This window comes from Paraburkholderia strydomiana (assembly GCF_031456815.1).
In the GTDB taxonomy this organism is placed as follows: Bacteria; Pseudomonadota; Gammaproteobacteria; order Burkholderiales; family Burkholderiaceae; genus Paraburkholderia; species Paraburkholderia caledonica.
Window position 1 is genome coordinate 31780 of record NZ_JAVDVL010000004.1, and the last position, 14178, is coordinate 45957.

Consider the following 14178-nt stretch of genomic DNA (forward strand, 5'->3'; position numbering starts at 1 on the left):
GGTTTTTCATCTGCCAAATGCGTCGCACGACGCAATCGAGCAGCAATCAGTTGCCGCTTCCGCGCGCCACGCGCCGTTGCTTGACGGCGTCGGCGAGACCTTCGAGTACGGCAACGCTTTCGTCCCAGCCGATGCATGCATCGGTCACGCTCTGCCCGTACGTGAGTGCGCAGCCTTCCTGCAAGTCCTGGCGGCCGGCCACCAGATGCGATTCCAGCATCACGCCGATAATTCGTTCGTCACCCGAAGCAACTTGCCGGCCGATGTCCGCGCACACCGGAATCTGGTTCTCATGCTTCTTCGAACTGTTCGCGTGGCTTGCGTCGATCATCAGGCGCGCGGCGAGACCTGATTTGCCGATGTCCGAACACGCCGCGTTGACGCTGTCCGCGTCATAGTTCGGCGTCTTGCCGCCGCGCAGGATGATATGGCAATCCTCGTTGCCCGCCGTCGATACGATCGCCGAGTGGCCGCCTTTGGTGACCGACAGGAAATGGTGCGGCTGCGACGCGGCTTTGATCGCGTCGACGGCGATCTTCACATTGCCGTCCGTGCCGTTCTTGAAGCCGACCGGGCACGACAGTCCCGAAGCGAGTTCGCGGTGCACTTGCGACTCGGTGGTCCGCGCGCCGATCGCGCCCCACGAGATCAGATCGGCGATGTACTGCGGGCTGATCATGTCGAGATACTCGGTGGCGGCCGGCAGACCCAGTTCGTTGATGCGTAACAGCAGCTCGCGCGCCGTGCGCAGCCCTTCGTTGATCTTGAAGCTGTTGTCCATATGCGGGTCATTGATAAGACCCTTCCAGCCAACCGTCGTGCGTGGCTTTTCGAAGTACACGCGCATCACGACTTCGAGTTCGCCCGCGAAGCGCTTGCGCTGTTCGACGAGGCGCCCCGCGTATTCCAGCGCCGCCTTCGTATCGTGAATCGAACACGGCCCGACGATTACGATCAAGCGGTCGTCCATGCCGTGCAGAATGCGATGCATGGCGGTGCGTGAGTTGTAGATCAGGTCGGACACCGCTTCGTCGCAGGCAAATTCGCGGATCAGGTGCGCGGGAGGAGTGAGCTCTTTCAATTCGCGAATGCGGACATCGTCGGTGTTGTGCGGGGGCATGTTGTTCTCCTGAATCGGTTCGTAGCGTGTTCGCGCAGGCGGTGCGTGCAAAACGTAATGTTCAAAGACGGAAGGCGAAAAAAAACCGCCAGACTCGCTGGCGGTTTTTCGGGAATTCTCGGTGTTCTACGTGCACTAACACCCCTCTCGATCCGCCAGCGGTCTGAGATACCAGAAAAAGTAAAAATAAAACTTGGCGGACATGGCGAAATGGAGTCGCTGGTCAAAAAGGGTGAGTGACTTTATAACCCGGCTAAGCTCGACTGACAAGCTGTGGGGCGAGAAAATGCGGAAAACCCGCATGATTCATGCAATCGATGCACGAATCATGCGGCGAGTTCAGTTTTAAGCCGTGCCGCCAACCGTCATCCGGTCGATGCGCAACGTCGGCTGCCCGACCCCGACCGGCACGCTCTGGCCTTCCTTGCCGCACACGCCGACGCCTGAATCGAGCTTCATGTCGTTGCCGATCATGCTGACGTATTTCAGCGATTCCGGACCGCTGCCGATCAGCGTCGCGCCCTTGACCGGGTACGTGATCTTGCCGTCTTCGATCATGTAGGCCTCAGAGGCCGAGAATACGAACTTGCCGTTGGTGATGTCGACTTGGCCGCCGCCGAAATTCACCGCGTACAAACCGTTTTTCACCGATTCGATGATTTCCTGCGGGTCCTTGTCGCCGTTGAGCATGTACGTGTTGGTCATGCGCGGCATGGGCAGCGCCGCGTACGACTCACGGCGTGCATTGCCCGTGACCGGCATCTTCATCAGACGCGCGTTGAGCGTGTCCTGAATATAGCCCTTGAGAATGCCGTCTTCGATCAGCGTCGTGCACTGCGTCGGATTGCCTTCGTCGTCGATGTTGAGCGAGCCGCGCCGGTTCGGCAGTGTACCGTCGTCGACGACGGTCACGCCCTTGGCCGCGACCTGCTCGCCGATGCGTCCCGCGAACGCCGACGATCCCTTGCGATTGAAGTCGCCTTCCAGACCGTGGCCGATCGCTTCGTGCAGCAACACGCCGGGCCAGCCCGGTCCGAGCACGACAGTCATCGCGCCGGCCGGAGCCGGGCGCGCTTCGAGGTTCACGAGCGCTGCGTGCACCGCGTCGTCGACGTAACGCGACAGCACTTCGTCGGTGAAGTAGCTGTAGTCGAAGCGGCCGCCGCCGCCGCCGCTGCCGATCTCGCGGCGACCGTTCTGCTCGGCGATCACCGTGACCGACACCCGCACGAGCGGACGGATATCTGCTGCGAACCCGCCGTCGCTGCGCGCGACCAACACAACGTCGTATTCACCGGCGAGGCCCGCCATGACTTGCTGGATGCGCCGGTCGCGACCGCGCGCCATGTGTTCGATGCGCTCGAGCAGCTTGACCTTGGCGGTTGCGTCGAGCGAATGCAGAGGATCGGCGGGCAGGTACAGATCGCGCCCGGCAATGCCGGTCAACGACGACGCCACCTTGATCTTCTGCTTGCCGCCGCCGGCCTTGGCAATTGCACGTGTGGCAATGGCCGCCTGGCGGATCGCTTCGGGCGACAGGTCGTCCGAATACGCGAAAGCCGTGCGGTCGCCCGACACGGCACGCACGCCGACGCCCTGGTCGATGCTGAAACTGCCCGACTTCACGATGCCTTCTTCCAGGCTCCATGCTTCGCTGCGCGTTGCCTGAAAGTACAGGTCCGCGTAGTCGACGCGATGCGTGAAGATCTCAGCCAGCGTGCGGGTGAGCAGGGACTCGTCGAGACCGTAGGGCGTCAGGAGAATGTCCTTGGCGGTGGCGAGATTACGGATACCGGGTTCGATGATATTCATGCGAAGTATGTTCTGCTCGATACGAAGGATTCGGTTAGCGCCACCAACACTATATGGGTGAGGGGCGCCGCAGTTTCAATGTCAATGAGTCTAGCTCAGCACCCGGTGACGCCAGGCGGGCAGGCTCTGCCGCACTTCGTCGATACGCGTGCGCTCCAGCGTGCCGGCGACCACGCCGGCGCCTTCGTCACGCACTGCCACGATTTCGCCCCACGGGTCGATCAACATGCTGTGGCCCCACGTACGGCGGCCATTCTCGTGCTTGCCGCCTTGCGCCGCAGCCAGCACATAGCACTGGTTTTCGACGGCGCGGGCGCGTAGCAGCATCTCCCAATGCGCGCGCCCGGTCGTGTAGGTAAACGCCGATGGCACCACGATCAGCGCGCAATCGCCCATGCGCCGGTACAGCTCGGGAAAGCGCAAATCGTAGCAGACCGACAGACCGACACGGCCGAAGGGCGACTGGAAGGTGCGGACCTCGTCACCGGGGCAGATGGTGCGCGCCTCGTCGAACGATTCCTCGCCTTTCTCGAAGTTGAACAGATGAATCTTGTCGTAGCGGGCCGCCTCGTGTCCCTGCGGATCGAATACGAGTGTGGTGTTCAACACTCGCGACGGTTCGGGCGCCGTGACCGGCAGCGTGCCGCCGATCACCCACAGCTTGTGACGGCGCGCGGCATCCGCGAGAAAGCGCTGAATCGGGCCGTCGCGGTAAGCCTCGCGCACGGCGAGCTTGTCCGTGTCCTTGAAGCCCATGAAGCAGAAGTATTCCGGCAGGAGGACAAGCTGCGCGCCATCGGCCGCGGCTTCAGCAATGAGGCGCTCGGCGTCGGCCAGATTTCGATCGCGATCTGGCGTGCTCACCATCTGCAGCGCCGCGACGCGGAACGTGCTCTGTGTGCCGTTTGCCTGCCCAAGCTGTGAATCGCCAGGTGCTGCGGCCGACAAAGCAGGGGACGAAGATGAAGAGACGTGTGTTTCGCTCATGAGCGTTTCGAGAAACTCCCGGCAAAGGCGGCGGCGCGAAATGCTGGCGCCGCGTACGTCGTTTGTAGCTGGCTCGGGCACTCCGTAACGCACCGACAGCGTCGAACCCGCCGCCGACTTGAAGCTCGAGCCAACGCTTCAACCGAAGACACTTACTGCGCGACCGCGGTCGAAGCTGGAGCGTCCATCTTACCCCGATCGTTCTTGACCCGCTCGATGTGCGGTTTCGACCACGAGCCGGTGATCGCGTACTCCCGCGCGAACGCGTGCGAGATCGATTGGCTGAACGCCAGATCCGCCACCAGCGCGCCCAAGCCGAGCAATGGATTGATTACCGCGGCCGCGACGACCGCTGCGCCGGCGCTCACCGTCGGCACGATCTGGACATGCAGATCCTGCGTTTCCTGAGCCAGATCGACGGAGCCTTTCATTTCGGCGCGGGCCGGCGCGGTCACCATTTCGAAGTTGTCGGTGTGGCCGATGCCGTTGTGAATCTGCGCGGTTCCCGTGACGTGCTCGAACGGCAGACCTTCGCCGATCACGTCGCGAAAGTTCAGCGTCGCGAAGCGCGCCAGGCTCTGCAGACTGAGCACGCCGAGCAGCTTGGCGACGCCCGGATCGACCTTGAGAATCTGGCCGTGACGAAGATCGACGGCCATATTGCCGTTTAGCGTCGGGTAGTCGATCGCGGTCGGGCCACCGCGCCACACCATCTTGCCCGATAGCGTGCCGCTGCCCGCCTTCAGCGTGCGCGGCTGGCCGAAGCGCTGGAGCAATCCGCCCGCGTCCTTGATGTCGAGCTTGAAATCGAACACTGTGCGCCGCGACGTGGTGTCGTCGGCGGAGTTGGCCAGTTCCGCCGACGTGCGCCAGTTCGCCGTCGCAGTGAGCGTGGCCGAGGGGTTCGCAATGTCCAGCTTGTCGAGTTGCCAGACGGGCACGCCGTCTTCGTTGAAATTGTGCGCCAGCACTTCGAGCCGGCCGATATCGCGGTCGCGCACGATCAGTTCGTTCACGACCAGATCGATCGACGGCATGTTCTGCGCTGGAGCCGAGATAGCTTGACCGAGCAGATCCTTGTCGGCCACCGACGGAATCACGACGCGCGCGAAGCGCGCCTGCAGCGTGCCCGGCGACGCCTTGTCGGCGCCCGGCAACCACGAAACGTGCCCCGACACCTGATTGGACGCGATATTCGCCTGCCATTTGCCGTCAGCGTGCGAAGCGCCGACGATTACGCTGTCCCAATGGCGCTTGAGCAGCGTCAAAGTGCCGATGTGGAGCGCGAAGCGGCTCGGCAGGAATTGCGCGACAGTCGGGTTGGGGGTGGAAGGCGTGGCCGATGCGGCGGGCGCTTCCTTGTTGCGCATCTGTGTAACGAGCGCGCGCCATGCGTCGGCATCGAATGCTTCGAGGTCGACCGCGGCGATTACCCCTTCCGAAGGCAGGTCGGCCGGCCGGTTCACGCCGATTGCGCCGCGCAGCACCGTCGGCGGGCTTTTCGGCTTGTAGTCCAGCAAGTAGCGCGCGGCGATCGGACCAAAGTTGAGTTCCGCACGCTCCAGCCCGCTTTCGCCGGCAACCGTGGACGGCCCGGCGGCGAGCCGTAGCGGCATCGGTGCGCCGACCGGCTTGTTGAACGGCGCCGGAAAGTCGAGCGCGAGGCCAGTCAGGTCCGAGTTCATGGTGAGTTGCGGCAGCCTGCCTTTTGCGCCGCTCACATTGAGCGCGTAAGGGGCGCTGCCGCTCATGCGCGAGAGCACCTGAGCCGCCGGACCATGCAGGCCGAGACCGCGCGCCGCATCGACGGCGAGATGGCCGTCCAGGTCGAGCGCGTAAGTGCCGTCCTGCTTCAGTCCGCCGCTTGCCCGCAAGTCGCCGCCAAGAAACTGCGCGGTGAGCCGGTCGGTCTGCGCGCTGCGTTCGGTAAAGTGCACTTTGCCTTTCAACTGCGACAGCGGCGGTACGTTTTCTACCGTCAGTCGATTATTCTCGAAGCCAATCGCGCCTTCCACGCCGATATGCGGCTTGGGCGTACGCGGAACCGTCAGCTTCAACGCGAGCGAGGCCGGCCCTTCGGCACGGATCTTCTCGGTCTGGTGCCGCGCCATGATGCCGAGCGAGCTTTCGTTCACGTAGTCGAGCATGTCGGCGAGCGGCCCGAGCCCGTCGCCCTTGATCACGAGGTTCGACTCGCGCGTGCCGAGGTCCTCGATTCTGCCGTTCACGCCATGCAGCGCCACGCGTTTATAGCGTGCGCGGTCGATGTCGAAGCGCAACATCTTCTCTTTGAGTTCGAACACGCCGTCGATGCTGTCGAGCGGCGGCCACACGTTCGGCGTGCCGTTCCTCATCTTGCGCGGCGGGTATGGCGAAGGATCGAATTTGCCGCCCTTGAACGGCGCGACAATGTGAAAGACGCCCGCGTCGGGATCGCGCGAGTAGGGGAATTTCGTCAGATCGCCATGTATCTCGATCGTCGCGCCGCGCGACATGCCGGCCTGCAAGCCGTGACCAAGGTAGATGCGCAGCTTTTCGCTGATGCTGGTCGGAAGATAGCGGGCGATGCGCGAGACCTGCGCGCGCTCGAAGTCCGCTTTCAGATCAAGCGAGCCGCGTCCGTGGCCGGGGTTGCTGTAGTCGGCGGTGGCGCTCGCCGCGACGTCTGCATTCGAGACGCCGAAATCGGCCAGTTTCACTGTGAACGCAGGGTGGTTGTCGCCGGGAGCTTTCTTGCCGATGGTCCAGTCGGCGCGACCGTGCAGATGGTCGAGCTTGAGGCGCGGATCGTCGAAGACGCCTGGCAGCGTGATCGCCACGTTGGACGTGTCGAGCAAAGCCGTGCCGTGACGTTGATCGGCGTCGACACTGCCCCAAAGATTTTCGATACCCGGAATGCCCGCACGCGGGTGATTGCGCGCGGTGAGCCCAGGCGGCGGTTCTTGTGCGGCGAAGCTGATGCCTTGCAGATCGCCCTTGAAGCGATAACGCTCGACTGGCTCGGCGCCCGTCGCGTGGCGGTCGCCGCCAGGCTCGCCCGATTCCGGCTTGCCGCGTTCCACTTCGATCAGATAGTTGGCAACGATGCCGCGCGGGTTGTAACGCACGAGACCGTTCAGAAGGGGCCGCGGCAGCGGCAACGCGCGGCTGAATTCCGCGAGAATGCCCAGGTCCACGCGGTCGCCCGACACGCTCATGAGCTGTCCGTTTTGCTGCGAAGCTTTGCGATAGCGTCCGTCGAGCGTGTTGAACGTCAGTGTGCGCGTAAGCGGCGTGCCGTCCTCGAGCGGCGGCTGGCCGAGTTCGGCGCGCATGTCACTCAGTTGAAGCTTGTAGTCGCCCTGATCGGCTTCCATGCGCCACCCAAAATGGGCGACCGGCACAAGCAGCTTCGGCTGCGTGGGCCGCACGCGTAACGCGACATCTGCGCCGGCCATCTGGCCGCTGGCCGACTTCATGCGGCCGTCGGCGAAATCGACCCAGATTGCGTTGTCGATGCGGCCGGCGAACGTTTCGATCGGAAACCTGACGTAACGCGCAAGCGTCGGCAGATCGACCGGCCCGGTCGACACATAGGCCTGTCCCTTCCAGTTAATCGGCTTGCCGATCGCCGCGAGCGGCGCGTGCCGGAAATGCGTGCGGAAATCGATCGGGCCGTGTAGCAACCGGCCGTCCGGCGGCGCCTGCAGCGCAAGACGGTGATCGTAGCCGTCGTTCAGGATCGCTATGCGGATGTCGCGCAGCGCGAGTTCCGGTTCGTCACGCTGGACATCGCGCCAGCGCAGCACACCGCCGCGCACGACGATCGCCTGTTGTCGCACGAGCCACGTCGACAACGTATCGTTGCCGCTGTGACGTGTTGGCACCGGCACGCCGGCGACCGACAGTTCTCCGTCGCCGCCGCGCGCAATCAGCACATCCGGTTGATCGACGATCAGGCTGGAGAGCGTCGGATAGAACTGCCAGAGCGAGCGCCACGACAAGCTCGCGGTGGCGTGCGGTATGGTGAGCGCGGGTTTGCCTTCACGGTCTCGAATCACCAGGTTAGTGATGTCGAGCCCTGGCTGGAACCCGCTCCAATGGGGCGCCAGCTTGCCGATGGTGAACTGCGCGTGCAGCTTTTCGGAGACGGCGGCTTCAATGCGCGGGCGGAAAGCGTCGGCGCGCGGCAACACCACATAGCGCAAGCCGAGGTACAGTCCCGCCGCGATGAAATAGAGGACGAGCGCCAGCGCCAGAACGACGTGAAGAGTCCGGCGCAGCACGACGTGGTCGCTTCCGCTCAGAGGCCGGGCCTGCCCGGTTTCCTGCGGGTCGGCGGATTCGTTTCGCTCGGACATGCTGCGGCGGGTGGGCGTATGGTAGTTTTGCGATTTAACGACGAAATGTAACACACGGGAAAGCGTCGGCAGGACTTCGTGCAGGCCCTGTCAGCACGCCGCCGCGCGAGCCTCATTGGCGTGCGGGAAGTCGTGGTGCGACGAAGCGGTCATGCCTCTGGCGCACAGTCCCCGACAATCAAGCAACGAGCGAGCCAGACCTTTGATGACTCACGCTACTCTTCTGAGTTCCGACTATTCGCACTATGCGGCGCGTGCCGCCGCGGCGCATCCCAAACTCGCCGTGCAGGTGGCGGAGCTTGCGTCCGCGCCGCTGACCCGCGAGCGCATCGACGCCCGCTTTGACATGCTTTGCGCGGAGGCCGCCGGCGGCGCTTCCGCTCCCTTAACCGAAGAGGCACTGAAACGGGCGCTGCGCCGGTTGCGCACCGAGGTGTTTTGCGCCGTGATGGAGCGCGATCTGGCTGGCGAGGCGGACGTCGCCGAAGTCACCGGAGCGATGACCGATCTAGCCGAGACGACAATCCAGCGCGCGCTTGCCGTGCTTTCCGCCGAACTCGAGGCGCTCTTTGGCGAGCCGCGCGGCCCGCAAGGCGAGCGGCTCACGCTGGGCGTGGTCGGCATGGGCAAACTCGGCGGTCGGGAACTGAACGTGTCGTCGGACATCGATCTCATCTTCATTTATGAAGAGGACGGTGAGACCGCCGGCGGGCAGCGCGCGGCGATCGCCACCCAAGACTTTTTCACAAGGCTCGGCAAGCGGCTGATCGGCGCTCTCGCTGAAGTCACCGCCGACGGCTATGTGTTTCGCGTCGACATGCGTTTGCGCCCGAACGGCGATTCGGGGCCGCTCGTATGCAGTCTCGGCATGCTTGAAGAGTATTTCTATGTGCAGGGCCGCGAGTGGGAACGCTATGCGTGGATCAAGGGCCGGCTCGTTTCCGAAGCCACGAGCGAGGCGGCGCGGCGTCTCTCTAAACAGCTCGATGCGATTGTCACGCCGTTCGTCTATCGCCGTTATCTCGACTTCGGCGTGATCAGTGCGATTCGCGCGTTGCATCTGCAGATTCGCCAGGAGGCGCAGCGCCGCGCGTCGATGCGCCCTGACAAGGCTGACGACATCAAGCTAGGGCGCGGTGGCATCCGCGAAATCGAATTTAGCGCGCAGGTGTTCCAGTTGATCCGCGGCGGCCAGGACGCCGGTTTTCGTGTGCGTCCGACGCTCGCCGTGTTGCGGCACGCCGCGACGCATGGGTTGATCGACACGTCGGTCTGCGTGAAGCTTTCGCAGGCGTATCGGTTCCTGCGCGAACTGGAACACCGGCTGCAATATCGCAACGACGCGCAAACTCACGCGATGCCCGTCGATCCCGAGGACCGTGCCGCGCTCGCCCGTGCCATGGGCTGCGACGACTATTCGACGTTGATGGCTCGGCTCGACGCACATCGCGAGTTTGTCGAACAGCAGTTCGATCAGATATTTGCCGACAAGGTAAGCGGCCGCGATGGCTGCGGCGCCCCCGAAGACGGCGCGGCGGCCTGGGTCTGGAGCAGCGCACTCTCGGACGACAGCGCCGAAGATGCGTTGCGCGCGCGTATCGTCGAACTGGGTGTGGCGGAGCCGGGCGATCTGCTCGCGCGGCTGCGCGGCGTGTGGCAATCGTCGCGTTATGCGGGGCTCGCGGAGCGCAGCCGGCAGCGTTTCGACATCGTCGCGCAGCGCGCACTCGAAGCCGCACGCACGCTGGAGCCGCCCGAGCGGCGCGGCGATACGCTCGCGCGTCTTTTCGATCTGCTCGAAGCGGTGAGCCGGCGCGGTGCGTACCTGGCGCTGCTGACCGAATATCCGCAAGCGCTGCATCGGGTGTTGTCGGTGCTGGGCGCCTCGCGCTGGGCGGCTGGCTATCTGATCCGCCATCCCCAATTGCTCGACGAGCTGCTCGACGACGAAGCGATCAATAGTCCATTCGACTGGTCGGAGTTCAAGCGCACGTTGCGCTTGCGGCTTGCCGCCGCGGACGGCGTCGAGCAGCAAATGGACTTGCTGCGCCACGCGCACCAGGCAGAAGTGTTCCGGATTCTGCTGATCGACCTTGCAGGCAAGCTGAGCGTCGAACATGTGAGCGATCGCCTGTCCGAACTCGCCGATGCTGTGCTCGATGTAACGCTCGAAGCCGTGTGGAATCAGTTGCCGAAGCGCCACCGCGAGGTGCCGCGTTTCGCGGTGATCGCATACGGCAAGCTGGGTGGCAAAGAGTTGGGCTATGCGTCCGACCTCGACGTCATTTTCCTCTACGACGATCCCGACGACGCCGCAGCCGATATCTATTCCACGTACACCCGCCGGCTGATTACGTGGCTGACCACGGCGACCGGCGCAGGCACATTGTTCGATATCGACCTGCGCCTGCGGCCGAACGGCGAGTCGGGTTTGCTCGTCACCGATCTGGACGCGTTCCGCCGCTATCAGTTGCGCGAGGGCGACGCAGCCAACACCGCATGGGTCTGGGAGCACCAGGCACTGACCCGCGCGCGTTACTGTGCGGGCGACGCGCAGATCGGCGCGCAGTTCGAGGCGATCCGTGAGCAGGTATTGACCACGCCGCGCGACGCCGCGCAGCTTGCCGCCGAGATTGTCGAGATGCGCGAGCGGGTGATAGCCGGGCACCCTAACCATACGACGCTGTTCGACCTCAAGCATGATCGCGGCGGCATGGTGGATATCGAATTCACTGTGCAGTACTGGGTCTTGCTGCACGCGGCGCGCGATCCCGAATTGATCCGCAATACCGGGAACATTGCTTTGCTGCGCGAAGTGTCGCGCCTCGGGCTGATGAGCGAGGCCGAAGCCGAGACGGTCGGCGCGGCTTACCGCACGTACCGGAAGCTGCAGCACAAGCTGCGGCTGGATGGGATGGAGAAGGCGCGCGTGGAGCCGGCTCTCGTCGCGACGGAACGCGATGCCGTGCTCGGACTTTGGGAGCGGGTGTTTGGCGAGCGTTGAAGGAGACGTGCGTTATGGCGGGCCGCGGCACAAGCGCGTGTTGCCGGCGCTTTGTCCGGTGCCGCTTCTACGGTAAAGACCTCTGCCCGCGCTGAAGTCCGGGCGTTCGCCGCAGCCTTGGGACGACTAAGCCGCCAGCATTTCCTTCGCGTGCTTGCGAGTGGTCGGCGTGATTTCGAGTCCGCCGAGCATTCGCGCGACTTCTTCCACGCGGCTCGCCTTGTCAAGGGAAACGACGCTGCTTACCGTACCGCCCTTGCCATTGCCGGTCTTCGCGACCTGGAAATGATGATCGCCCCGTGCGGCGACCTGCGGCAAATGCGTCACGCAAAGCACCTGGCGCGCTTCTCCGAGTTGATGCAGTAGCCGTCCGACCACTTCGGCGACGCCGCCGCCAATGCCCGTATCCACTTCGTCGAAGATCAGCGTGGGCGTCGGGCTTGCGGCGCTGGCGATCACAGCCAGCGCAAGGCTGATCCGCGCGAGTTCGCCGCCCGATGCGACCTTGGCGAGCGGCCGCAACGGCACGCCTGCATGTCCGGCAACGCGGAATTCGACCTGCTCAAGCCCATGCGCGCCGCCTTCCGGCAGCGGCACGAGCGCAACTTCGAAGCTGCCGCCTTTCATCGACAGTTCCTGCATGCCCGTGGTGACCGCCGCGCCGAGGGCCTTGCCGGCCTTTGCGCGCGCCTTGGACAGCTTTTTAGCTTCCGCGACGAATACCTCACGCGCCTTCGCTTCTGCTGCATGCAGGCTATCGAGGTCGGCGGCAGCGTCAAGCGCGGCAAGCTGCGCACGGCGTGTTTCATGTTCGTCGGGCAGCGTTTCGGGCTGCAAGCGGAACTTGCGCGCCGCCGAATGCAATGCGTCGAGGCGCTTTTCGACCTGGGCGAGCCGGTCGGGATCGAGTTCGAGCTTCTGTGCGTAATGGCTCAGCGAGTACGCAGCTTCCTGAAGTTGAATCTCGGCGGGTTCGAGCGCGGCCAGCACGTCGTTCAACGCCGGATCGATTTCCGCGAGGTCGCGCACCTTCGACACGATCGACGCAAGATGCGTGATCATCGCTTCGTCCGATTCGGATAACGCAGTCAGCGCACCTTGCACGCCGTCGATCAGATTCGCCGAATGCGACAGCCGCCGATGCTCCGCGTTAACTTCTTCCCACTCGCCCGGCTGGGGCGACAGCTTGTCCAGCTCCGCAAGCTGCCAGGCAAGCCGCTCGCGTTCCAGTTGCAACTCGCGATCGCGCGTTTGCGCATGCTCGACCGCCTGAACCTTCTCGCGCCATGTGCGCCACGCGCGCGTGACGCCCGCGGAAAGTTCGCTCAAACCCGCGTGGGTATCGAACAGCTCGCGCTGGGCGTCGGGACGCATCAGCAACTGGTGCGCGTGCTGGCCATGAATGTCCACCAGCATTTCGCCGACCTCGCGCAGTTGCGCCAAAGTCGCGACCGTGCCGTTGATGAAAGCGCGCGAGCGCCCATTTGCATCCACCACGCGGCGCAGCATCACCGTGCCGCCGTTCGGGCCGTCGGCTGCCGACGCGGCGAACGCCTGCTCGTCGAGCCACTGATCCACCTGCGCGTGCGTGTCGAATTCCGCGGTGATGTCGGCGCGGCTCTCGCCGGTGCGAACGACGCTCGCGTCGGCGCGCGCGCCGAGCGCGAGCGCCAGCGCGTCGATGAGGATCGACTTGCCGGCGCCGGTCTCGCCGGAAAAAACGGTAAAGCCGCTGTCGAATTCAAGATCGAGCGCGGCGACGATGACGAAGTCGCGTATCGAGAGGTGGCGAAGCATGAAGGTGGTCTGTGAGCCTGATATTCGGGTTTCTCTAGCGGCGCTTGTATATCCCGGCATTCCGCGGGTCAGAGCTTGCCGTCTTCTTCGTGCGACGGGTATTCGTTCCAGTGCAGTTTCTTACGCAGCGTCGCGAAATAGCTGTAGCCGACCGGATGCAGCATGGGCACCGTATGACGCGAGCGGCGCACTTCGATCGCGTCGCCCAGTTCGAGCGATGTGAACGACTGCATGTCGAAATTGACGTTGACCTCGCGCCCCGAAACGATCTGGATACTGACCTTCGAGTCGTCCGGCAGCACGATGGGCCGGTTCGACAGCGCGTGCGGCGCGATCGGCACGAGTACGATGCCCTGCAACTGCGGATGCAGAATCGGCCCTTGCGACGACAGCGCGTAAGCCGTCGAGCCGGTGGGCGTGGCGACGATCAGGCCGTCCGAGCGCTGGTTGTACATGAAGCGGCCGTCCACCGAAACGTGCAGTTCCGCCATGCCGGAGAAGCCGCTGCGATTGACCACCACGTCGTTGAAGGCAAGCGCGTGATAGATCGGATTGCCCTGGCGCATGATGCGCGCCTCCAGCAGCACGCGCTCCTCGCGTTCGAAGTTGCCCGCCAGCATTTGCGGCACGATCTCGCTCATGTCCGAGATCGGGATGTCGGTAATGAAACCCAGCCGTCCGTGGTTGATGCCGATGAGCGGAGTACGGTAAGGCGCCAGTTGCCGCCCGATGCCCAGCATCGTGCCGTCGCCGCCCAGCACGATCGCCACATCTGCACGCGCGCCGATCTCGGCCGGACGCAGCGCCGGATACTCGGTAACGCCGATTTCCGCGGCGGTGTCGGCTTCGAAAAAGACTTCGAAGCCGCGCTTCGCGATGCAGGAGGCGAGCGCCGTCAGGGGCTCGCGAATGCCCGGGGTGTTGTTGCGCCCGACGAGCGCCACGGTCTTGAACTGGCTGGTTACTTGCATGCCGGCATTACACCATAGGTAAGGCCCGAAAAGAACCGCGCGCGGACCCGGTGGCCCGCCGGCACGGGCAGGCCGCCAGCGCAGTTAGGGATTATCGTTAGAATGGTGAAGCCTTGATGACATGCGCGCCCTGCAAACTGCAACGGC

The 14178-nt window shown here is 64.1% G+C and carries 8 protein-coding genes; 2 read left to right on the top strand and 6 right to left on the bottom strand.

Going from position 1 to position 14178, the window contains the following annotated elements; all coding sequences use genetic code 11:
- Positions 1–46: 46 nt before the first annotated feature.
- The gene (gene aroG / locus J2W46_RS12725; RefSeq protein ID WP_020069697.1) at positions 47–1120 is read right to left on the bottom strand and encodes a 3-deoxy-7-phosphoheptulonate synthase AroG; all 1074 of its coding nucleotides are present in this window, start codon (positions 1118–1120) and stop codon (positions 47–49) included.
- A gap of 57 nt (positions 1121–1177) precedes the next feature.
- Here aroG and J2W46_RS12730 point away from each other — a divergent pair, with 57 nt between their 5' ends.
- Entirely contained in the window at positions 1178–1360 is a 183-nt protein-coding gene (locus J2W46_RS12730; protein ID WP_288824676.1) for a hypothetical protein, read from the top strand.
- Positions 1361–1465: 105 nt separating this feature from the next.
- Here the strand turns inward: J2W46_RS12730 and tldD are convergent, their stop codons facing one another.
- The 3 genes from tldD to J2W46_RS12745 form a co-directional block, all read right to left on the bottom strand.
- On the bottom strand, positions 1466–2932 hold the full coding sequence (tldD, locus tag J2W46_RS12735; RefSeq protein WP_088173110.1) for a metalloprotease TldD: 1467 nt from the start codon (positions 2930–2932) through the stop codon (positions 1466–1468).
- A gap of 90 nt (positions 2933–3022) precedes the next feature.
- On the bottom strand, positions 3023–3799 hold the full coding sequence (locus tag J2W46_RS12740) for a carbon-nitrogen hydrolase family protein (RefSeq protein ID WP_374726832.1): 777 nt from the start codon (positions 3797–3799) through the stop codon (positions 3023–3025).
- Between the two features lie 272 nt (positions 3800–4071).
- Positions 4072–8259: a YhdP family protein gene (locus tag J2W46_RS12745; protein ID WP_310354189.1), complete on the bottom strand. Its 4188-nt coding sequence runs from the start codon at positions 8257–8259 to the stop codon at positions 4072–4074.
- Positions 8260–8410: 151 nt separating this feature from the next.
- On the opposite strand from J2W46_RS12745, the gene glnE reads away from it, so the two are divergent.
- Positions 8411–11263 (top strand): bifunctional [glutamate--ammonia ligase]-adenylyl-L-tyrosine phosphorylase/[glutamate--ammonia-ligase] adenylyltransferase, encoded by a 2853-nt coding sequence (glnE, locus tag J2W46_RS12750; protein ID WP_310354191.1) that lies wholly within the window; start codon positions 8411–8413, stop codon positions 11261–11263.
- Positions 11264–11389: 126 nt separating this feature from the next.
- Here the strand turns inward: glnE and recN are convergent, their stop codons facing one another.
- Together recN and J2W46_RS12760 are read right to left on the bottom strand one after the other, a co-directional pair.
- Positions 11390–13060 carry a DNA repair protein RecN gene (gene recN, locus J2W46_RS12755; protein WP_310354193.1) on the bottom strand — a complete coding sequence of 557 codons (1671 nt, stop codon included), beginning with the start codon at positions 13058–13060 and terminating at the stop codon, positions 11390–11392.
- A 68-nt stretch (positions 13061–13128) separates the two neighbouring features.
- Positions 13129–14031: an NAD kinase gene (locus J2W46_RS12760; protein ID WP_027804895.1), complete on the bottom strand. Its 903-nt coding sequence runs from the start codon at positions 14029–14031 to the stop codon at positions 13129–13131.
- Positions 14032–14178 lie beyond the last annotated feature (147 nt).